This is a genomic window from Nocardia sp. NPDC004573 (assembly GCF_053602135.1).
In genome coordinates this window covers 105,010-125,519 of sequence record NZ_JBSGDA010000022.1, presented here as the reverse complement: position 1 = coordinate 125,519, position 20,510 = coordinate 105,010, and the positions used below count along the sequence as shown (strand labels likewise).

Here is a 20,510-nt window from a genome sequence, read left to right as displayed (position 1 = left end):
CAGCCGTGACATAGCGCGCGTGCTCACCGTTCGCCTGTGCGAACTGGCCAAGTTGCCGGGCCTGCTACTCGCCTCCGGCGCCACCCTCGCAGCAGCTGCCGATACCGAGGCGGGACATTGGCGGCTCGGCGAATCCGTCACCCTCCGCGGCCGCCTCACAACGACTCGGCTCGCGCGACCCACAGAGACCTCTTCCCGGCATGTCGCGATGCAGTAGCGATCCGCGGCACCCGGAAGAACTCCAGCACCTCGGCGGCGGCTGTGACTCGGCGACCGCAGCCGGTTCGAACGCGCCCACGTATCTCGCGGGACTCCGCTGCGGTGACCGGGCCCACCACCGTGATTCCGCCGCCTCGTGCGATGGGTCCCGGTCCGCCGAGAACGGTGCGGCCGCAGAATCCGGAACGGTCGCGAGCGCCGTCACGAACGGCGATCACGCACGGGCGCCGCGCAACCGGAACGCCACCAGCGCGGCCAGCAACAGGATCGAGGTGGTGCCGATCGCCGCGAAGTGGATGCCCGAGACGAACGATTCGTGCACGGAGACGAGGAACGCGTTCCCGGCGGCCGCCGGCAGTTCACCGGCGAAGGCCGTGGCCGCGCCGAGGGATTCCGAGGCGACGTCCACTTGATCGCCCGGCACCTGACTCAGGTCGAGACCGTTGCGGAAGATCGCCATGACGACGCTACCGAGTATCGCGACGCCGAGTGCGACGCCGGTTTCGTACGCGGTCTCCGACACCGCGGCGGCCGCGCCGGCGCGAGCGGCCGGCGCCGAGCCGACCACCAAGTCCGACGACACCGTCAGCGCGACCCCGACCCCCGCCCCGATGAACAGGAAGCCGAGCACGAACGGCGTCGTGCTGCTGGCCGCATCCGTACTCAGCCGGCCGAACAGCATCGCGCCCGACGCCGCCGTGATGAGCGCGCCGCCGAGCACCGTGCCTGGCCCCAACCGCCGCATCAACCAGGCCGCGACGAGCGAGGCGATCATCCCGGCCAGCAGACCCGGCAGCAGCAGCAAACCGGCCTGCATCGGCGAGCGGCCGAGCACCAGCTGAAGGTACTGCGAGCCGAAGAACAGCACGCCGGCCAGCGCGAACACCGCAAGCAAGTTGGTCAGCACCGCCGTACGGAACTTGGGCAGGGCGAACAGCGCCAGATCCAGCATCGGCTGCGCGAGGCGGCGCTGCCGGTGCACGAAGCCCACGCCCGCGAGTAGGCCGACCGCACCGACCGCGACCGCTCGCGTATCCGGACCGTGTGCCGCGAACTCCTTCACCGCGTACACGACGGGTACCAGCGCGAGCATCGACAGCAACGCACTCGGCAGGTCGAAGCGACCGGGGCTCGGATCGCGCGATTCCGGGATCAGCACCGGACCCAGCCCGAGCAGCACCAGCATGACCGGGAGGTTCACCAGGAACACCGAACCCCACCAGTAGTGCTCGAGCAGCCAGCCGCCCAGCAGCGGTCCCGCCGCGGCGCCACCACCAGCCATCGCGCTCCAGACCGCGATCGCGACGGTGCGCTGCCGAGGGTCGAGGAACATCGACCTGATCAGCGCGAGCGTCGCGGGCATCAGCGTCGCACCGGCGACACCTTGCAGCACGCGGGCCGCGATGAGCATTTCCGGCGTCATGGACCAGGCCGCCAGCACGGAGGCGACACCGAATCCGGCCGCGCCGAGCAGCAGCAGTCTGCGCCGCCCGATCCGGTCGCCCAAGTTGCCCATGACGACGAGCAACCCGGCCAGCACGAACGAGTAGACATCGATGATCCACAGCAGCTGCGGCGTGGTGGGCGCGAGATCGGCGCTGATCGCGGGCACGGCCAGATCCAGCACTGTCGCGTCGACGGCGAGCAGTAGCAGGGCGAGCGCGAGCACCGACAATCCCGCCCACTGGCGCGCTCCCGCGCGGTGGGGGGTGGTGGCCGCTCGTCCGATGGTCTGGGGGGTCATGACTTTCTCGACTTCCGTCGTCCGTTTTACCGTCCAGACGGTATAGTACCCACCTAACCGTCCGGACGGTATAGTCAACGGCGTGACAGTTGACACCCGCGACCGCATCTTGGACGCGCTCGAGACCTTGCTGCTGGAGAAAGGCATGTCGCAGGTGACCCTGGAAAACGTCGCGGCCACCGCGGGCGTCTCCAAGGGCGGCTTGCTCTATCACTTCAAGAGCAAAGACGCGCTGCTCGCGGGCTTGGTCCGCAGGTTGGCCGACCGTGCGGGCAGGCAATTGGACACCGCGGTCGCCAAGGGCGGTTCGGTAGCCGAGTGGTACCTGCAGACGCCCAACCCGGACAACGCGGCGGAAGCGGTCGAACTCGAGCTCTACCGGTCCATGCTCGCGACCATGCGCACCATCGACGCCACCCCGGAACCCGACGAGGTGCAGCAGGCGCTCGTCGAGATGATGAACTCCTGGTCGGACGGTCTGGACGAGGAGGTCACCGACCCGGTACAGGCCGACCTCATCCGGTTGGTCGGTGACGGTGTGTACCTGCGGGCGCTGCTCGGCCTCCCACCCATCGATCCGGTTCGCTACCGGCACGTGGTGAACCGCCTACTACGGCGCTGAGGGCTAGACTCGGCCCGTGCTGCCAGCCGCCGAACCGGCCGGCGCCGTCGGGGCGGGAACAGATCCGGTACCGGGGTCTCCTGGAACGACGGTGCCGATCCGACCGCTGAGTTTTCGCGAACTGCTCGATGTGCCGTTCGCGCTGATCCAGGCGAACGTCCGCGCCTTGGCCGGGCTGAGCGTGACGGGCCTCGTCCTCGCCGAGGCCGTGGTGGTCGCGGTGACCGCGGGCGTCTCCGAATTGACCGACGGCTCCGACCCGGGCACCGCCTGGGCGGCGATCCTGTCCACCGCGGCTTGTGCGTGGTTGCTGCGGTTCGTGTTACGCGGTACCACCGCCGCCCTGGGGCTCGCGACCGTCGGCGGCGTGCCGATCGGCCGCCGGACCGCGCTGCGCCGATTCGCCGCGACGCTCGGCCCGTTGCTGATGTTCCAGTTGTTGTTCACCGTCGTGGGTGTCGCCGTGCTGACGGTGGGCAGTGTGCTGATCGTGACGCTGCCGCTCGCGGCGATCTGGCTGGGCCGGCTGCGCGCCTGCCGTTGGGTCGCCGTGCCGGTGCTGTTCGTCGAGCGCACATCGCACCGGGACGGTATCGCACGGGCGAAACTGCTCGCCGAGGGCGCGGAGTGGCCCACCACCGGGCTGTGGATCGTCCAGCGCGCCTTGTTCGCGCTGCTGGCGGTCCCGCTGCTGGCCATTCCGCTGTTCGTCTCGGACTTCTCCGGCACCCACCGGTGGCCGGTGATCGTGCTGACCACGTCGGCGGTGCTGCTGCTGACGGCGTTCGGCGAAGTGGTAGAGAGTTCTTCGCGGGTGGTGTGCTACGTCGACCGCCGCTGCCGCCGAGAAGGATTGGACATACGCATCCGCAGGCAGGAGGCGCGGTGAGCGCTCCCGTGCCGCCGGAGGTCCCGTCGGCGCAGCAGTCGACCGAAGTCACGCCTGCCGAAGGCGCGACGAACGAGACGGTACCCGACGTGCCGCGGCTCGGCGCCGCCGCCGATCATCGCGCCGCCGCCGAATCGGCCGCGCGGCACCGGGATTTCGACCGGGCCCTGCGCGAACGGTTCCGTGCGGTGCTGCGCGGCCTGGAACAGGGCGGTGTGCTCGAAGTGCGGCGGTCCCGCACCGCGCGGGAAACCGCCGACGACGTGACCACCGCATTACCGCTCGAGACCGCCACCGAGATCCAGCCCGCCGCGCACAGTTTCGACGAGGTGGTCTACGGCGGACGCCGCGCCACCGAGGACGAATATCGCAGGCTGGAGTACGCCGACCGGTTTTCCGCTTCCGCGCCGCCGCCAGCACCGGAACCGGTGGAGGTCGAGGCGGTGGAGAAAGCGCCGCGCGGCGCGCGCAGACTGCCACCGCTGCCGAAACCGCTGCGCGACCCACGGTTCTGGGCGGCGCTCGCCGCGGCGGCCGCGTTGTTGCTGCTGGTCTACGGCGCCCTGCAATCCTGCGGCGCGCCGACCGCTCCGCCGGCGCCGCCGCCGCAAACGCCTCCGGATCTGCCCGACGTCCCTCCGCCGGACGCCCCCGGCTTCGGGGCGGGAGACGACCCGATCTGGGACCGGTTACCCGCGCCGGTCTTCTACGGCGGCGTGCAATTCCTGATCGCCGCCGCACTGGTGGTGTGGTGGCGTGCCCGCAGGCGGGGGGCCCTGGTGCGTGAGCCCCGGCCCGTCGAGGTGGCGGCCAACGAACTGCTCGCCGGGCAGGCCGCCCTCTACCGCCGCGCGAAAGACCACGATCACGTCGCCGGGAAACTGCGGGCGGCCACGCTGCGCCGGATTCGCACCCCGCTCGGCGTCACCGCCGACACCCCGCCGGACCGGGTCGTCGCCGCGGTCGCCGCGCGCATCGGAGCCCACCCCGCCCAGATCGGCGCGGCCTTGTTCGGACCGGTGCCCGATCCGGGGACGCTGCGGGTGGTGGCCGCCCAACTCGAATGGATCGAATCGGAGGTCGGATGAGACGCCTTTGCCCACTCCTCCCCCGGCCCACGGCATGCGGGAACACCCGCGAACCACAGGAGATCGAATGACCAGCATCGAGACCACCCCGACAGCCGAGCAGGCGGGCGCCGCGTTCCACGCCCTGCGCGCCGAGATCGGCAAGGCGGTGGTCGGCAACGACAACGCGGTCATGTATCTGGTGCTCGCGCTGCTGTGCCGCGGCCATGTGCTGCTCGAAGGCGTGCCGGGCGTGGCGAAGACGCTGCTCGTGCGGGCGCTGGCCACGGCGCTTGACCTCGACCACGCCCGGGTGCAGTTCACTCCGGATTTGATGCCCGGTGACGTCACGGGCTCGCAAATCTACGACCCGCACTCCGCGGAGTTCACTTTCCGGCAGGGTCCGGTGTTCACCAACCTGCTGCTCGCCGACGAGATCAACCGCACGCCGCCGAAAACCCAGTCGGCGCTGCTGGAATCGATGGAGGAACGGCAGGTCTCGGTGGACGGGAAGCCGCAGCCGCTGCCCGATCCGTTCGTCGTCGTCGCCACCCAGAACCCGATCGAGCAGGAGGGCACCTACCCGCTGCCGGAGGCGCAGCTGGACCGCTTCCTGTTCAAGGTGGACATCCACCTGCCCGGCCGGGACGACGAGTTCCGCATCCTGCAACGCCACGCGGCGGGCTTCGATCCGCGCGACCTGACCGCCGCGGGCCTGCGTCCCGTCGCGGGCCCGGCGCACATCACCGCCGCCCGCGCCGCGATCGCCCGGACGACGATCACGCCCGAGGTGCTCGCCTACACCGTCGACGTGTGCCGGGCCACCCGCACCTCGCCCGCCGTGCAGCACGGCGCCTCGACCCGCGGCGCGACGGCGTTGATGGCGGCCGCCCGAGCCTTCGCCTGGCTCAGCGGGCGCGGGTTCGTCACGCCGGACGACGTGAAGACCGTCGCCGTCGCGGTGCTGCGGCACCGCCTGCATCTGCGCCCGGAGGCCGAACTGGACGGCGTGACCACCGAGAGCGTGCTGTCGTCGCTGCTGTTGTCGGTTCCGGTCCCGGTGTAGCGCATGGTCGTCACCGGTCGGCTGGCCGCCGCGGCAGGCGTGGCGGCCCTGTTCGTCACCCTGGTCCTGCCGTCCTCGGCCGGCGTGGCGGTGATGACCTGTGTCCTCGTGGCCGGGCTGCTCATCGACCTCGGGGCGGTGGGACGGGCGCGCGATCTCGCACTCTCCCGCGAAGCGCTCACCACGGTACGGCTCGGGCGCTCCGCCGAAGTGGAACTCGTCGCGGTCAACACCGGAGCGCGGGTGCTGCGCGGCACGGTCTGGGACGACTGGCCCGACAGCGCGCGCCCCGAGCACCGGACGCACCGGCTCGACCTCGCCCCGGGCACCAAGGTCCGATTCCGCACCACGCTCACCCCTACCTACCGTGGCGATCGAGTCGCGGGCGAGGTCACGGTGCGACTGCTCGGCCCGCTCGGATTGGCGGGGCGGCAGACCAGGCGCGTCGTGCCCGCACGAGTCCGCGCGCTGCCCGCATTCCGCGCCGAACGGCTGTTGCGCTCGAAAGTGAAGAGGCTGCAGCACCTGGAGGGCAGCAACGTGGCCAATCTGCGCGGACAGGGCACCGAATTCGATTCCTTCCGCGAGTACGTCGCCGGGGACGACGTGCGCGCCATCGACTGGCGCGCCACCGCTCGCGCCACCGACGTCCTGGTCCGCACCTGGCGCCCGGAGCGCAACCGGCACATGCTGATGTTGCTGGACACCGGCCGGATCAGCGCGGGCCGGGTCGGTGACGGTACCCGCCTGGACGCGAGCATCGAGGCGGCCCTGCTGCTCGGCGGTCTGGCCGCCGCCGCGGGGGACACCGTCGATCTGCTCGCCTTCGACCGCCGACCGCGCGCGGAGGTCCGCGGAGTCGGCGGGAAAGGATTGCAGCTGAAGCTGATGCACGCGATGGCAGGCATCACCCCTGCCCTCGTCGACACCGACAGCGCCGGACTCGTGCGGGCGGCTGTTCAGCGCACCCGCCGCCGCAGCCTGGTCGTCTGGTTCACCAGCCTCGACGGCGCGGCGGTCGAGGAGAATCTGCTGCCCGTGCTGCCGGTGCTGGCGCAGCGGCACCGGGTGCTGATCGTCTCGGTGACCGACCCCGAGATCGCCGCGGCCGCCACCCGCCGCGATCGCCTCCTCGACCTGTACGCCGCGGCCGCCGCCGAATCCGTGCTCGCCGAGCGCGCTCTGGTCCAGGAGTCGCTGCGCCGCACCGGTGTCGCGGTGGTAGCCGCGTCCCCGGAACGGTTGCCCGAGGCGCTCGCGGACGAGTACCTGGAACTGAAACAGTCCGGGGCGCTCTGAGTTCCGGCCGTGGACTTGTCGAAGGGCGTCCTCGCGGGGCCGCCGAGGAGGATCATGACCCCATGGCCTCAGATCTCGCCGCGTTCGTCCGTGGACTGCCCAAAGCGGAGTTGCACCTGCATCTGGAAGGGACGCTGGAGCCGGAGCTGAAGTTCCGCCTCGCTCGGCGCAACGGCATCGAGCTGGCGGAGAAAAGCGTGGACGAGGTGCAGCAGACCTATCGCTTCCACGACCTGACGTCGTTCTTGCAGGTCTACTATCCCGCGATGCGCGTGCTGCAGCGCCCGGAGGACTTCCACGACCTCGCCTACGACTATCTGCGCCGGGCGCACGGTCAAGGCGTGCGCCATGCCGAGCTGTTCTTCGATCCGCAAGCGCACACCGGGCGCGGGGTCGCGTTCACCACGGTGATCAGCGGATACCGCTCGGCGATCGCGCGGGCGCGGCGGGAGCTGGGGATATCCGCCGAGCTGATCCTGTGCTTCCTGCGTGATCATTCCGCGGAGTACGCCATGGCGACCTTGCTGGAAGCGCTGCCGTACAAGAGCTGGATCCTCGGCGTCGGCTTGGATTCCGACGAGCGCGGCAACCCGCCGAGCAAGTTCGCCGCCGTCTTCGAGCGCGCCCGCGCGGAGGGCTTCCTGCTGACCATGCACTGCGACATCGATCAGCCGGATTCGGTCGAGCACATCCGCCAGGCGCTGGAGGACATCGCCGTCGACCGCCTCGACCACGGCACGAACATCGTGGCGGACGACCGTCTGGTCGAGCTGGCCAAGTCGAAGGGCATCGCGCTCACCTGCTGTCCGGTGTCGAACTCCTTCGTCACCGCCGAGATGAAGTCCGCGGAGATCGTCGGCCTGCTCGATCGAGGGCTGACGGTGACCGTCAACAGTGACGATCCCGCCTACTTCGGGGCATATGTGGCCGACAACTACCTCGCGCTCGCCGAGCAGGCTGGGCTCGGCGTCGATCGACTGGCCGAACTGGCCCGGAATTCGTTCCGCGCTTCTTGGCTGACGCCCGCCCGGCAGGACGCTTTCCTCCGTGAAGTGGACGACTACGTCGCGGCGAACGGCTGACCGGGGCGCGATGGCACCGGCGGGAATACCGGGAACAGCGGCGGCGGCAGCACCCGGCGCTGTCGTTCGGCGATGACCGCACCGAGAATCTGCGGCGGGGGGTAACCGGCCGGCGGCGCGACGCGCAGCCGCCCGCACACCTGCGCCACGAGTTCGGTGCCCAGCTCGTGTTGCGCCGCGGGAGTCAAGGTTCGCAAGCGCGTCAGATACTGCCGCACGGACAGCGCGAGATCCTCCGGCAGTCCGGACAGATCGAGTTGCGCACTCCAACCGGTCAGCCACGGCGGCGCGAGTGCGAGCGCGGGCGGCGGCAGGGAGCGTTGCGCGTGCACGACCACGGTGCCCGCGAGCACGTCACCGATCCGCCGCGCATGCGGTGAGCACATCGAGGTGAGCACCGCGATGGCGCCGAACCCGCCGAGCATCCAGAAATCGACGATCGCGCCCGCCAGGCCGCGGGTGAGCGCGTGCCGGAAGTCGATCGGCCCGCCGTCCCCGCGCACCACGCGCAGCCCGAGCACCAGCTTGCCGAGCGTGCGGCCACGCCAGGCGGTCTCACAGGTCACCGGATAGCCGACCAGCACGGCCACGATGATGACCAGCATCACCACGTCGAGCCAGGCCGAGTCCGCGCCCGCGGGCAGCAGCAGCGTGACGACGGCGAACAGCAGAACGAACCCGAGCGTGCACTGCGCCAGCACGTCGATCAGGAACGCGGCGGCCCTCGTGGGGATCCGGGCGATCGGCAGTTCCAGGGCCACTGCTTCGCCGGTGGTGAACTCAGCCATGTCGATAGCATTCTTGCGACCGGTGGGAGTGGGAGGCAACCGAATGGACGTGGACGCATACAGCCTGGCGCACCGCAGGGCGTGGGACCGGCTCGACTACTTGTCCAAGCGGAGCAAGTTGACCGGCGCGGAGGCGGACGAACTGGTCCTGCTCTACCGCCGCACCTCCCAGCAGCTGGCCCGGCTGCAGGCGCACAGCCCTGATCCGGAGTTGATCGCCGGACTGAGCGCGCTGCTGGCGCGTGCGCGCGGCCGGGTGCTCGGGACACGCGCCGACACCTGGCCGGAGATCGGCCGGTTCTTCAGCCACCGCTTCCCGGCGGCGCTCTACCGGTCGTGGCCGTGGTGGGTCGGCGTCGCCGCGGTGTTCCTGGGCGTATCGGCCGGCTTGGCCGTCTGGGTGGAGCGCTTCGACTCCGCCCGCGACATCCTCGGGATCCCTGCGGACACAGGCAGTCTCACCGCACCGGGGGGTGCGTTCGAGACGTATTACTCGGAACACCCGCAGGGCGCCTTCGCCGCGCAGGTGTGGACGAACAACGCCTGGGTGACCGCGATCGCCCTGTTCACCGGCGTATTGATCCTGCCTGCGGTCTACCTGATGTTCATGAACGCCCTCAATCTGGGCGTCACCGCGGGGCTGATGTCCGAGGCGGGGCGGCTGGATTCGTTCTTCGGCTTCATCCTTCCGCACGGCACGCTGGAGCTGACCGCGGTGTTCGTGGCGGGCGGCGTCGGCCTGAAACTCGGGTGGACGCTGATCGATCCCGGACGGCTCAGCCGGGCGGAGGCCGTGGCCAGGCAAGGGCGGGCGACCGCGACGGTCGCGCTCGGACTGGTCGGAGTGTTGCTGGTGTGTGGCTTCATCGAAGGATTCGTGACACCGAGCTCGCTGCCCACCCCGATCCGCCTCGCGATCGGGTTCACCGCCGAGACGTTGTTCCTGGTCTATGTGTTCGTCATGGGGCGTCGCGCGGTCACGGAACCGGAGAACTCGGGTGCCGAGGCGGTCGGCGAACGGGCAGGCAGTGTGACGCAGCCAACATTCAGCACACGTCCAGCGGTGGGATCGGGATAATCGGCAGCTAAGCGGCGCCGGATCGGTTCGGAGCTCCCCCATTTGAGTTCCGCTGGCCGCAGCGAGTCGCTGCTCTAGCTGCGGCCAGCGTTACCGTCAACTCTACACAATCGTTATCCCTACGCAACCCTCCCCGCCGAGGTCAAGCGTATAAAGCAGCGGGCCAGCAAACCCTCCGGACACCCGTCGGGCACCCGCATCCAGCTAACCGCTTGCGACCCGCGCGACCGGAGTTTCGGGAACCCGGCAGTACTCCGGCGACACCGCCGGAATACGCTCCCGGAGCCTCTTCCGGCAATGGATCGGAGCGCTCTCGCGGCGTTAGCCGAGCTATTGGATAGACCCCTCCATGGTTTGCTGAGACCGCTCCCCACCTGCACGTTTATTTGCACGAAAGATCAGTTGCTGACCATCCATCAATAGAAAGAGACCACAAGTTTGTTTACGCGGTAATAAACCGGGTAAAGACATAGCGGCACGCGAGGAAGACCGGGCAGTTCCCCGACAGGCTCCGCATTAACCGGGGAGCGAAAAGCCTCCGGTTCACCTGTCCGGACCCCTCGATTCAGCACCTGGGCCGCAACCACAACTAGCCATGTGATCTTCGCCTCACCTGCTGCTCCAGCGCCGCGCGACGCGCGAAAACGACGCCGCGACATGCCACTTGGAGAGACGCACGTCACAGACAAGAGAACTCAACCGACGCGCAATACCCCTGTGGTGGTGCCTTGCAGCAGACGACCGGAATGCGTGATCAGCGGAGCGGTTTGCAAAGGGTCGTCGATGATGGTGCCGGGGAGGGGTTGGGAGGCGGTGACCGTACCGGTTTCGGGATCGACGACGGTGAAGGCATACCCGTCCAGGGGGGTGGTCTGGTCGAGACCGACTCGCGCGACCGTGTAGAGCGCGCCGTCAGCGGTGGACAGACGTGGTACGGCCGCACTGCGAACCCGGTTCTCCCACACGACATGACATCCGTCGTCGGCCACGTCGACGCGCGTCATCCCGCCGGTGAACGGCGCGCTCGGGGGCACCGCCGGTCCCGCACCCTCGGGCAGCGCCGGATACGGATAGCCGTAGGTGCTCGCCACGAAGACCGAGCGGCCGATGCCGACCGGCGAATTCTCGCTTCCCGGTCCGCCTTCGCCGAGCACCGGAACCGCGCACATCAATTCGCCTGTGCCCGTGCGGTAGACCAGGGCATGCACCTGTTCGTCGGCATTGTCGACGATGGTCAGATAGTCCGCGCCGGTCGCGGGGCCGAAATAGGTGGGCGTCGAGCCCGTGCCCCAACTGAGCTGTCCGGGCTTACGGGCCGATCCCCGGTCGTAGGCCGCGCGCCACGCGATCTCCGGAGCACCGGCCGCGCCGACGCGCAGTTCGTACAGCGCATGCGTCGTCGCCACCGCGACCTGCCCGCCCGGGGCAGCCGAGATGCTGTTCGCCACCTGCTCCCCCGGCGGCAACGTCGTCTCGGCGATCCGCCCGGCAGCCGTGACGAACCCGACCACTCCCCGGCCGGTCGCGAACCACACATTGCCCGACCAGTCCGGCACGAGTCCCGTCACGTTGTCCCCCGGTGGGATCACCGACTCCAGATCGGCGGCCTCTTCGCTGATCAGCCGCCAGGTTCCCGCCGCGTCCCGCTCGTGTCGCACGCGGAGCAACCGGTCCGAACCGTCGACGACCACCAGACGGTCGTCCTGGTCGAGGTAGGCGTACACGCCACCGAGCAAACTGCCTTTGGTCAACGGCAGTGCGGCGAGCGATCGCGCCGCCGGACCCGGCGCCGCCGGATCGAGCAGATGCACCGTCGGCGTCTGCCCCGCGATCGCGGTGCACAACGCGACCACGAGACGGTCCGATCCTTCCAGCAGCGTCGGGCACGCCGAAGCCAGCGGATACGCGGCGACCGCTGGGGCACCGGTGCCAGGACCGGCGAGCGGGGTCACGTCCGACGACCCCGCGTCGCCGTGCATGGTGGCTGTGCCGGTGGGGCCGAGGAAGGGGTTCGGCGAGGCGATCGGCCCCCACGGCCCGGCTGCCGAGGCGGGCTGAGCGGGCAGCAATGCCAGCGCGCAGGCGGCGAGGAGGGTCATCGGTCGGCGCATCGCGGATGGTCCTTCGCTAGACGACGCGGTATCCGAACGGACACCGGGGAAACAGTATTCGGACCTTCGCCGCCCCGCCCGGAAGGCCCGGCTCGATACGATGACGCGCATGAACTCCGTCCGAGCCCGCCTGTTGTCCACGCTCGCCGGTCAGCTCGGGAATCCGCACGGCGTGCTCGGCAAAGGCGTCGCCTTCGTGCTCGATCGCAGCAACAGGGCCGCCATCACCGGGGCGGTGGCGGCGGCCGGCCTCGCGCCGGGCGGCGCTGCGGCCGACGTGGGCTTCGGTGGCGGAGCGGGGCTGCACCTGCTGCTCGACCGCGTGGGCGCGGGTGGGGTCGTGTACGGCGTGGAGATCTCGGCCGACATGCTGGCGCGCGCCCGCGCGAGTCACCGCGGCGACATCGATGCCGGAAGACTCCGGCTGCTCGAGGGCTCGCTCACCGCGCTGCCGTTGCCTGACGACAGTCTCGACGCCGCGATCACCGTGAACACCGTCTACTTCGTGCCGGACCTGGCGGCGGCTTGCGCAGAACTCGCGCGGGTGGTCCGGCCGGGCGGCCGCTCGGTGATCGGCATCGGTGATCCCGGCGCGATGGCGAAGCTTCCGTTCACCCCGTACGGCTTCACCCTGCGCCCGGTGCCGGACGTGATCGCGGCGCTGGAGCGGGCAGGCTGCACGGTCGAGCACCGGCGGTTGGCCGGCACGCCGATCCCGCACCATCTGCTGGTGGCCACGCCGCGCTGACTACATCAGCGCGCCGCCGTCGACCCTGATCTCGGTGCCGGTCATGTATTTGCCGTCATCGGAGGCGACCATGGCGACCACCCCGGCGATGTCCTCCGGAGAGCCGAGCGCGCCCTTGTTCAGCCAGCCGGTCATCCGGGAGAACAGCTGCGGGTCGAAGCCCTCGGGCTGGTCCAGGATGGATTTCGTGGTGATGCCGCTGGTGATGCCTGCCGGGACGATGTTCACCGCACGCAGACCCTGCTTGGCGTACTCCAGGGCGATGGCGTGCGTGAAGGCGTTCACGCCGCCTTTGGACGCCGCGTACGAGGCGAGGTAGGGCGCCGCGCTGAAGGCCGCGGTCGAGGAGAGGTTGACCACCACCCCGCGCCCGGTATCCAGCAAGGCGGGCAGCGCGGCCTGGGTCATCAGGAAGGTGCCGGTGAGATTCACCCGGATCACCCGGTCCCACACCTCGAGCGGCATTTCGTGGGTGCGCGCGGGCCGGAGGATGCCCGCGGCGTTGACCAGCACGTCCAGCCCGCCGAGGAATTCGAGCGCCGTCGCGAGCGCGGTGCGCACCGATTCCGGATCGGCGATGTCGACCTCGACCGTTCGCAGTCGTTCGGCGCCGTCGCCCGCCTTTTCCGCGGTGGCCGCCAGTCCCGCCACATCGATGTCGGCGGCGACCAGCTGCGCCCCTTCGTCCAGCAGCCGCAGGGCGATGCCCTGACCGATGCCGGATCCCGCTCCCGTCACCACCACGCGGCGGCCGTCAAATCTGCGCATGCCAGAAATTAGAACACGTTCTCATCAAGCGTCAAGGGACTTCGCCGCTTCCGGCGATCCGCAACACCATGGCCACCGTCGCCGCGCCGTACGCCCGACTGGCCGACGCCGGACGACCCGCCGGGTAGTTGGAGCGATGCGTGACCACGACGCCGTTGGGCAGCGTGACGGTCCGGTCCGGCACGGTCGCGACGCAATTGCCACCCGCCTTGGCCACCAAGTCCACGATCACGGTTCCCGGGCCGAGCAGATCCAGCTCCGTCTGTCCGAGCAGGCGGGGCGCGGGCGACCCGCGATGCACGGCGGTGCAGACGACGAGGTCGGGCGGCGCGGCTGCCAGCGTCTCCCGTAGCGCCGCGTTGTCGTGCCGGTTCGGCACGAATCGTCCGGCGCCCGCCGCGACCGCGGCTGCCCGCTGTTCGAGACGGTTGCCGATCGCCGTCGGCTGCTCGTCGCCGAACCTACGAGCGGCCGAGATCGCGGCGAGCCCGGCGGCCCCGCACCCCAGCACGAGAGTGCGGACCGGGCGAGTGAACCGTCCGGAGGCGAGTAGTCGCCTGCCTTCGGCGTAGCCCTCCGCGCCCGCGATCCGGCTCATGGTCGACAGCGCATCGATCTCGGTGGTCGTGTCGTCGCGCGGCACCTCGTCGAAGGCGACCGATTCGACGCCGCGGCGACGCAACCGGTCGATCTCGTCGCGACGGTAGTGCGGATCCTGGAAGCCGACCAGCGTCGTTCCCGCGCGCAGCGGCATCGAGTCCAGGTCGAATGCGGGCGGTTTCACCCAGACGACGATGTCCGCGCGCTCGAAGACCGTCGTGCCGTCTGCGACCACGACCGCGCCGGAAGCGCTGTAGGCAGCGTCGGCGTAACCCGCGCCGCGACCGGCGCCTTCCTCCACCAGAACTCGAAGGCCCCCCGTGGAAAGTGTGCGCACGCCGTCGGGAGTGAGTGCCACACGAGTCTCCCGCGGCGCGGTCTCGCGCAGCACGCCGACGATCACCGGGCGGCCTCGCGCTCGTGCACCAGGGCGGTCAGGCCGCGATCGGCGAGCGCGTCGCGATAGGTCAGCCCGTCGGCGATGTCGCGGATCAATTGCTCGAGCCGGTCGAAAAGCTCCTCGATCAAAGCGGGCGATTCGTGGCGGGGAGCTTTGCGCGGAGCGAGGACGTTCAAACGGACGCCGGGACGCAGCGAGCCGGTCCGGTCCAGCGCGACGCTGTCGACGCCGGCCACGGCGAGCAACAGGTCCTCCACCTGCGCGCTCGTGCGCACCCCCGCCCTGTCGAGCAGCGCGCGATCGAAGACCACGGAGACGAACATTCCCTCGGGGTGGCCCAACGGCCGCAGCACGTCGGCGCCGAGGCGGGTGTTGATCGCGGCGATATGGGCACAAGCCCGCTCGATCTGCGCACGCATCAGCGCGTGGTTGCGGTCGAAGTAGTCGTCGGGGGTGTGCTCGAGGATCGCGCAAGCCAGATGGGTGGTCTCACGCTGGAACGAGATGGTGAGCCGCTCCCGGATCCGCTCCAGCCACGCGCTGTCGCCGGTGCACGCCGCACCCATCTTGCAGGGGCCGAATGCGTTGTAGGCCTTGGAGTTACCCGTGACGGTCAGCATCACGTCGTACAGCCGCCGGAGGCCGCGCTCGGTCGCCACGTGCAGCGCGGCGATCGGGATGTGCGAGGCCACCAGCCGGTCGAAAGCCATGTCGCAGATGACCGGAACACCGCAGTCGAGCAGTACCCGCCCGATCTCCGCCAGCTCGGTCGCGGTGTAGTGCACTACCACCGGATTGCCCGGCAGCGTGAGCAGCACGCCGCACAGCTCACCGGTCGCGCGCAGCCCATCGAGGCAGCGGGCCAGCCGGGCGGGATCGATCTTGAACGCGTCGTCCGAGCCCACCGGGCACGGCACGATCCGCAGACCGAACTTCTCCACATGAATGCTGGAACTCTTGTAGAAGCCCTCCGGGCAGACGATCACCCCGCCCGGCCTGGCCAGCGTGGCCACCGCCTCCTCCAGCAGCATCGTGCTCGAGTACGGGCAGACGATCACCTCCTCCGCGCGCACCCGGACGCCGGGCACCCCTTCCACCGGATGCGACAGGCGCTCGAACAGCTTGCGTGCTGCCAGCTCGCGCAGGATCAACGGCTGCCGCTTGTCGTAGAGGCGGCCGTCGAGATACTCCGCGGAGGGCGCGATGTGCAGACTCTCCCGCCACGCCCGGTCCAGCGCCGCGACGGCGTGCGCGTCCGGGGCCCGGCCGGTTTCCCCGTGGTAGGCGTCGATGACGCCCGAGTAGCGGCGGCCGCCGGTCCCGGCGAACCACGCGTCCCGCGAAACCCGCCCGCGCACTTCCCGTTTCCTGGCCTCGGAGCGGTTGGTCAGCGTCGCCAGGTCGGCGAGCGGATGGGTGAGCACGTGGCTCTGGGTCACGGAACCTCGCCTTCTGAAGAGTCTCCCGGTGCGGGCATGGTGTTCCATTTCTCCTGGAGTGCGGCGCGGAACAGCTTGCGGCAGTCGCCCTCGGCGAGTCGTTCGAACTCCGCCAGGGGCGGTTGAGCGACGATCTGATCGACCACGATGGCCGAACCGGCGCGCCGCAGGTCGTACAGTTTCTCGAACCGCCGTACCGCGAACGCGACATCGTGCTTCAGCGCGGAGAAGCGCGTCGCGACCCTGGCCTGACGCGAGTAGTCGTACTCACCCACCGCGACGTAGCGGTCGTCGACCACGAGCATGCTCTGTGCGTTGCGGGCGTATTCGCGTTTGACCAGCACGCTCTCCACACCGGAGCGAGCCTGTTTCCATAGTTTGTCGTCATAGGGCCAGACATCCGAGATGTCGTCGAGCACATACATCCGGCGCACATCGATCTTCGGCGGATGAGCCTTGTCGGCCAGGCGCAGGATCGCCGCGTGATAGTCGTCGCCGACGTCGCCGCCGATCGTGCCCAGGTCGGCGGTATGGATCGCGCGGACCGACGTGGTGGCCTGTTCCAGGATGGTCAACCAGTCGGTGACCGTGTTCCATTCCCATACTGTGGCGCTGCGCGACGGAATCTGCGCGAGGATCTCCTCGGCGCGTTCCAATTGCCGATCGGCGATCAAGCGCAGCGGCTCGATTTCCGCTCGCGCGCCGGAGGCGTCGATCAGGCTCTGCGCGATACCCAATGCGCGCGCGACCAATTCGGGGTCCTTGCCCAGCAGAACGTTGAATCGCATCCGCAGGTCGTAGTAGGCGCTGCTGGTCGGATCAGTCGCGGGATCGGCGCTGCCGTCGGTGGGCAGTTCGGCGCCGAGGGCGAGGCTCAGGCGCTCCCGCAGCGCGAGCGGCGGAATCCGGCTGCCGTTCTCGATCTGCTGAATCAGACTGCGCGAGCAGCCCGCTCTGGTAGCGAGCGCGGCCTGAGTGTAACCACGTTCTAGTCGTAGCCTGCGGACCAGGTTGCCGACCTGCTCGTGCGAGCCCGAGTCAGCCATCCCGTGCCTCCCATCCTGCGCCGTGCGTACGCATGCTCACGGAGTGTCACGATGTGACATTCTAATCATCAAATGTCAAGAGGCAGGCGATCGATCGCGTTCGCGCAATTTCGTTGTGCACCGGAGATCCAACCGCCCGATCACTCTTGCGAGGGAAAGACTGCCACATGGGCTCAGAAAGGTGCTTCGCGAGTGCTAACCGGCATCGAGAATGGATGATCGTGCACAGTTGTCCTGCGTGTTGGATAGTTTGATGATTTTCGATCACCCAAGCTCATCTCATATCATCACGAAGCGCTAAAGCTTCGTTGACAGCACAGCGTGGCCGTACCTAGCCTGGTTCTCGAAGCCACCGCAATTCGGCGTCGGCGCATGGGTTTTCCTCCTTGCCGACCTAGGTGGCCCGATAACTCTAGGAGGTGCCGGATACGGATACCTCGTCATGGCGCGGTCCGGGCCGCATCCACTGCGGCAGGGTGTGCCCCTCCCACCCATCACCCATCGCGCCGACCCCCGACGATTCGGGCACCGAACCATCCAGGCACGGACGAATCCACCGCGTTCAGGCCGTGACCGAGCACGGTCAGCGCACCCGGCGGCGGGTCCGCGTCGTCCCGAACAGAGTGAATGAGAGCGGATCATGGCACTCGACATCACCGATTCGATCATCACCAGCGACATCACCCCGGAAATCGCACGGCTGCTTCCTTCTTCCTCCGGCGCGGCATGGGAGCTCAGCTGGCTGCCCACCGTCATCCTCACCCGCGAGCAGGCGGTCAGCGGGATGGTGCTCGACGAAATGCTCAGCGATCCAGGCACCATCAGCAGCGATCTCACCCTCGAACTGGCCGCCATCCATGCGGCGGAACTGGGCGTCACCCTGCGCGATGTGCTGATCCGGCTGTACGTCCGCATCACCGAACGCGACAACGAAGCCGCCTGCTGCGCGCATACTCCCCTGCCCGCCTGACCCGGCGCAGACGGCTCGCCGCGTGGCGCCCACCGTCGCGCTTTCTCGACCACGTCCCGGCGGCTACCGTCGGCGAACGATGGACTTGCGCCGACCGCGCTCGCGGGCCGTGCGGTGTCCCGAGTTCGGTGGACCACGCGGTGACGGCTCGGCGACAAGCGGAGCGATCGCTCTGTCGGAGGAGCCGATGTTCATCCAAGTAATACAGGGCAAGGCCGCCGACCCGGCCCGGTTGCGTCGATGCATGGATCGGTGAAACGTCCGCCCCGGAATTGGTGGCTTGCGGAACCCTTTCGAGTCATTCCCAGCCTCGAGAAGAGACCACATCCCAGAGGACAATGTCTTCTCTCGGTGTCGTAGACGCAGGGTGAAGGGTTTGCTGGGACATGGGTCGAGCGTTGCGGGTGGATACCGACCTGCTGCGAGCCCTCACTCCGGAACTCGCCGCCATCGCCGACACGGCGCAGGGGGAACTCACACGCCTGAAGCAAAGGCTCGCCGCGGAGGGCGAGTGCTGGGGTGACGACGAACCGGGCCGGGTCTTCGGCGACAGCTACGAGCCCGCGGCCGAGAAGGGGGTCACCGGCTTCGAGAACCTGGTCCACAATCTGCGCGGAATGAGCAGCAGCGTCGCGGACAGCGGCGAAGCCCTGCAGGACCAAGACCAGAACATCGGCTCCCAACTGCGTAGCCAGGACCCGTTCCGCTCCGATCCGGTCGGCAGCGGTCCGTTCGACCAGCCGCGATGGCAGAGCCCGGCACCATATCGACCCGTCTCCACACCGAATGCCGCCGATTCCGATCCCGCGCGAACCACAGCCTCGCCCACCTCGGCGCACGACCCGACCGCTGCGGCGAACAATCCCACCGCTGCGGCGGACGCCCCGGCGGCCGCGCAGGAAAGCGAGCAGCCCGGCTACCGGCCCGCGTCCAACCCGGCCGCGCCTGGTCGACCGAATCCGGGCGACTACAGTCCGACCGACGATCCAGGGGCCGCCGGGCACCCGAACTCCAACCCGACGCCGTCGGTTCCGGACCGATCGACGCCGATCGCGCGGGGTTCCGCGCCCGCCCCGCGAACCCCGGCGGCTCCCCCTCCTGCCACCCCTTCGACCGCCGAGTCACCCTCTTCGGCGGCACCCAAACCCGGCGCGCCCCAGCCCTCGGCAGGCCACCGCACACCGGAAACCCGGTGGACAAGACCACCTGGCGATTCACCCTGGATGCGAAACGCTCCCGGCACGCCGTGGTCGCGCGGTGCCGGTGGTCCGTCCCAGGGCCAGGCCTTTCCGCCGCGCCGCAAAGGTCCTCAGCCCGTCGGGGCGACACCGGGGAAACCGGGCAAGGACGCGAAACCGCGCAAGAAGCCGGTGCCGATGGAGGCGAAGCGCTCCCGGGTACGCACCGACCCCAGCGCGGTGGCCGCCGCACGGGAACTCGCCGTCCGTCACGGTCTCCGGATCACGGGATTCGACACCTCCGGCGTGCAGCGGCCGACCGTCGACCAGATCGCGGCGGCCATCGACGGCATCCTCGGCAAATACCCCTTCATCGAACTGGCCGGGATCGAGATCACCGATCTGCGCGACGGCGCGGTGTCTCGCGTGGAGTTGGATCGCGCGGGCGACCAGGGGAACGAGCAGATCACCGGCGGATGGATCCTGCTCGACAGGGTGACGCTGGCGAATCCGGCGCTGCTGGCCGAAAAGGTGGAGACCGCGGTTCGAGCGGGTGAGCGAGTAGCCGGATCGGCGGAGCGGCCGATGTATTCGACGATCGTGCGCGACCTCGGCCGGATACTCGAAGCGGGATCCGCTCCTCGTGTCCGGCGGTCGGCGCACCGATCGCTGCTGATGGAGTACCAGCGCATCAGCGGGCCGTGGGACCGCGGGGACACGCTGGCCGCGATCGTCCGCGGCTTCCGGAAGTGGCGCGCCCAGCTGATCCGCGCCTGCTTCCCAGGCGACCTTTTCGCCCCTCGAGCGGCAATGGCAGAAGCCTTCACCGAAGTCGAATTGCGCGGTGAAGGAGCCTGCGGGCCCGCGAAAGTGCTGCACCGCCTGGTCATCGAGGATGCGCGCGGGCGGTCGAGCGCCTGATGGTGGCCATTCCGGACTATTTCCCCGACTGGCTGACCACCATGGTGCTGGGGCACTTTCCGGAGGGAGATCCGGAGGCGATGCGGCGCACCGCCGACGCGTGGTCGGACGCCGCGAACGCGCTCCTGCCGGTACTGCATCGGCTCGAAGCGGCGTTGGAGCAGTTGGGCAAGGCGGTCGAGGGTGAGACCGGTACGGCGATGCGGGAGCAGTACCGCAAGGTCATCGACCAGATCCAGGCGCAGATCGATTTCAACAACGCCGTGGCCCGGCAGTTGTACGACAACGCGACGGCCATCGAGTACCAGCAGTACGTCATCATCGGCATCGCGGGAGCGCTGCTGGCCCAGGTGATCATCGACATGGCGATGCCACCGCCCGGCAGCATCGTGAAGGCCGTCGCCGACCGCGCCGAGGCCAGGGCGGGGATGGAACTGGCCAAGCGCGACTTGGTGCTGTCCATGCTGGCCAAGGC

At 69.3% G+C, this 20,510-nt stretch carries 17 protein-coding genes and 2 pseudogenes; 12 read left to right on the top strand and 7 right to left on the bottom strand.

Translation table 11 applies throughout. The features are described 5' to 3' along the window. Positions 1–31: 31 nt before the first annotated feature. Positions 32–217: pseudogene (locus tag ACWEKR_RS27745) on the top strand (adenylate/guanylate cyclase domain-containing protein); the annotation flags it as partial. A gap of 216 nt (positions 218–433) precedes the next feature. Here the strand turns inward: ACWEKR_RS27745 and ACWEKR_RS27740 are convergent. Beyond that, positions 434–1,963: an MFS transporter gene (locus tag ACWEKR_RS27740; protein ID WP_452356940.1), complete on the bottom strand. Its 1,530-nt coding sequence runs from the start codon at positions 1,961–1,963 to the stop codon at positions 434–436. A gap of 82 nt (positions 1,964–2,045) precedes the next feature. On the opposite strand from ACWEKR_RS27740, the gene ACWEKR_RS27735 reads away from it, so the two are divergent. From ACWEKR_RS27735 to add, 6 genes are all read left to right on the top strand, one after another. After that, positions 2,046–2,585 carry a TetR/AcrR family transcriptional regulator gene (locus tag ACWEKR_RS27735; RefSeq protein ID WP_452356939.1) on the top strand — a complete coding sequence of 180 codons (540 nt, stop codon included), beginning with the start codon at positions 2,046–2,048 and terminating at the stop codon, positions 2,583–2,585. Positions 2,586–2,676: 91 nt separating this feature from the next. Then, on the top strand, positions 2,677–3,474 hold the full coding sequence (locus ACWEKR_RS27730; RefSeq protein ID WP_452356938.1) for a hypothetical protein: 798 nt from the start codon (positions 2,677–2,679) through the stop codon (positions 3,472–3,474). Next, the gene (locus tag ACWEKR_RS27725) at positions 3,471–4,562 is read left to right on the top strand and encodes a DUF4129 domain-containing protein (protein ID WP_452356937.1); all 1,092 of its coding nucleotides are present in this window, start codon (positions 3,471–3,473) and stop codon (positions 4,560–4,562) included. Before ACWEKR_RS27730 ends, ACWEKR_RS27725 begins: the two co-directional genes overlap by 4 nt. A gap of 67 nt (positions 4,563–4,629) precedes the next feature. Beyond that, positions 4,630–5,607 (top strand): AAA family ATPase, encoded by a 978-nt coding sequence (locus ACWEKR_RS27720; protein ID WP_452356936.1) that lies wholly within the window; start codon positions 4,630–4,632, stop codon positions 5,605–5,607. Between the two features lie 3 nt (positions 5,608–5,610). Beyond that, a complete protein-coding gene (locus ACWEKR_RS27715; RefSeq protein ID WP_452356935.1) occupies positions 5,611–6,906 on the top strand; it encodes a DUF58 domain-containing protein in 1,296 nt (431 codons plus the stop codon). A 62-nt stretch (positions 6,907–6,968) separates the two neighbouring features. Next, on the top strand, positions 6,969–7,988 hold the full coding sequence (gene add / locus ACWEKR_RS27710; RefSeq protein WP_452356934.1) for an adenosine deaminase: 1,020 nt from the start codon (positions 6,969–6,971) through the stop codon (positions 7,986–7,988). On the opposite strand, the gene ACWEKR_RS27705 is transcribed toward add, so the two are convergent. After that, complete coding sequence (locus tag ACWEKR_RS27705) at positions 7,967–8,776, bottom strand: RDD family protein (protein ID WP_452356933.1); 810 nt, start codon at positions 8,774–8,776, stop codon at positions 7,967–7,969. The genes add and ACWEKR_RS27705 overlap by 22 nt on opposite strands. Before the next feature lie 43 nt (positions 8,777–8,819). On the opposite strand from ACWEKR_RS27705, the gene ACWEKR_RS27700 reads away from it, so the two are divergent. Continuing rightward, entirely contained in the window at positions 8,820–9,854 is a 1,035-nt protein-coding gene (locus ACWEKR_RS27700; protein WP_452356932.1) for a stage II sporulation protein M, read from the top strand. 695 nt (positions 9,855–10,549) lie between these two features. Here the strand turns inward: ACWEKR_RS27700 and ACWEKR_RS27695 are convergent. Further along, positions 10,550–11,965: a hypothetical protein gene (locus tag ACWEKR_RS27695; RefSeq protein ID WP_452356931.1), complete on the bottom strand. Its 1,416-nt coding sequence runs from the start codon at positions 11,963–11,965 to the stop codon at positions 10,550–10,552. Positions 11,966–12,074: 109 nt separating this feature from the next. Here ACWEKR_RS27695 and ACWEKR_RS27690 point away from each other — a divergent pair, with 109 nt between their 5' ends. Next, a complete protein-coding gene (locus ACWEKR_RS27690) occupies positions 12,075–12,713 on the top strand; it encodes a class I SAM-dependent methyltransferase (protein WP_452356930.1) in 639 nt (212 codons plus the stop codon). Here the strand turns inward: ACWEKR_RS27690 and ACWEKR_RS27685 are convergent, their stop codons facing one another. The 4 genes from ACWEKR_RS27685 to ACWEKR_RS27670 are packed head-to-tail and all read right to left on the bottom strand — an operon-like array spanning position 12,714 to position 16,966. Beyond that, positions 12,714–13,481 (bottom strand): SDR family NAD(P)-dependent oxidoreductase, encoded by a 768-nt coding sequence (locus ACWEKR_RS27685; RefSeq protein WP_195085107.1) that lies wholly within the window; start codon positions 13,479–13,481, stop codon positions 12,714–12,716. 31 nt (positions 13,482–13,512) lie between these two features. Beyond that, positions 13,513–14,472: a hypothetical protein gene (locus ACWEKR_RS27680; RefSeq protein WP_452356947.1), complete on the bottom strand. Its 960-nt coding sequence runs from the start codon at positions 14,470–14,472 to the stop codon at positions 13,513–13,515. Positions 14,473–14,480: 8 nt separating this feature from the next. Continuing rightward, positions 14,481–15,920 carry a pyridoxal phosphate-dependent aminotransferase gene (locus tag ACWEKR_RS27675; RefSeq protein ID WP_452356929.1) on the bottom strand — a complete coding sequence of 480 codons (1,440 nt, stop codon included), beginning with the start codon at positions 15,918–15,920 and terminating at the stop codon, positions 14,481–14,483. Further along, positions 15,917–16,966, bottom strand: a complete 1,050-nt coding sequence (locus ACWEKR_RS27670) for a helix-turn-helix transcriptional regulator (RefSeq protein ID WP_452356928.1) — start codon at positions 16,964–16,966, stop codon at positions 15,917–15,919. Before ACWEKR_RS27670 ends, ACWEKR_RS27675 begins: the two co-directional genes overlap by 4 nt. A 640-nt stretch (positions 16,967–17,606) precedes the next feature. On the opposite strand from ACWEKR_RS27670, the gene ACWEKR_RS27665 reads away from it, so the two are divergent. The 3 genes and pseudogenes from ACWEKR_RS27665 to ACWEKR_RS27655 form a co-directional block, all read left to right on the top strand. Then, positions 17,607–17,936, top strand: a complete 330-nt coding sequence (locus tag ACWEKR_RS27665; RefSeq protein WP_452356927.1) for a hypothetical protein — start codon at positions 17,607–17,609, stop codon at positions 17,934–17,936. Positions 17,937–18,322: 386 nt separating this feature from the next. Next, on the top strand, positions 18,323–20,035 hold the full coding sequence (locus tag ACWEKR_RS27660) for a hypothetical protein (RefSeq protein ID WP_452356926.1): 1,713 nt from the start codon (positions 18,323–18,325) through the stop codon (positions 20,033–20,035). Then, positions 20,035–20,388, top strand: a pseudogene (locus tag ACWEKR_RS27655) (WXG100 family type VII secretion target); the annotation flags it as partial. The gene ACWEKR_RS27660 and the pseudogene ACWEKR_RS27655, both read left to right, overlap by 1 nt. Positions 20,389–20,510 lie beyond the last annotated feature (122 nt).

Excerpts from the sequence above, each read along its gene's own strand:
- ACWEKR_RS27685 (WP_195085107.1), bottom strand. The coding sequence starts at position 13,481 with ATGCGCAGATTTGACGGCCGCCGCGTGGTGGTGACGGGAGCGGGATCC.
- ACWEKR_RS27690 (WP_452356930.1), top strand. The coding sequence starts at position 12,075 with ATGAACTCCGTCCGAGCCCGCCTGTTGTCCACGCTCGCCGGTCAGCTC.
- ACWEKR_RS27670 (WP_452356928.1), bottom strand. The coding sequence starts at position 16,966 with ATGGCTGACTCGGGCTCGCACGAGCAGGTCGGCAACCTGGTCCGCAGG.
- ACWEKR_RS27715 (WP_452356935.1), top strand. The coding sequence starts at position 5,611 with ATGGTCGTCACCGGTCGGCTGGCCGCCGCGGCAGGCGTGGCGGCCCTG.
- ACWEKR_RS27660 (WP_452356926.1), top strand. The coding sequence starts at position 18,323 with ATGGGTCGAGCGTTGCGGGTGGATACCGACCTGCTGCGAGCCCTCACT.
- add (WP_452356934.1), top strand. The coding sequence starts at position 6,969 with ATGGCCTCAGATCTCGCCGCGTTCGTCCGTGGACTGCCCAAAGCGGAG.
- ACWEKR_RS27740 (WP_452356940.1), bottom strand. The coding sequence starts at position 1,963 with ATGACCCCCCAGACCATCGGACGAGCGGCCACCACCCCCCACCGCGCG.
- ACWEKR_RS27700 (WP_452356932.1), top strand. The coding sequence starts at position 8,820 with ATGGACGTGGACGCATACAGCCTGGCGCACCGCAGGGCGTGGGACCGG.
- ACWEKR_RS27720 (WP_452356936.1), top strand. The coding sequence starts at position 4,630 with ATGACCAGCATCGAGACCACCCCGACAGCCGAGCAGGCGGGCGCCGCG.
- ACWEKR_RS27705 (WP_452356933.1), bottom strand. The coding sequence starts at position 8,776 with ATGGCTGAGTTCACCACCGGCGAAGCAGTGGCCCTGGAACTGCCGATC.
- ACWEKR_RS27695 (WP_452356931.1), bottom strand. The coding sequence starts at position 11,965 with ATGCGCCGACCGATGACCCTCCTCGCCGCCTGCGCGCTGGCATTGCTG.
- ACWEKR_RS27665 (WP_452356927.1), top strand. The coding sequence starts at position 17,607 with ATGGCACTCGACATCACCGATTCGATCATCACCAGCGACATCACCCCG.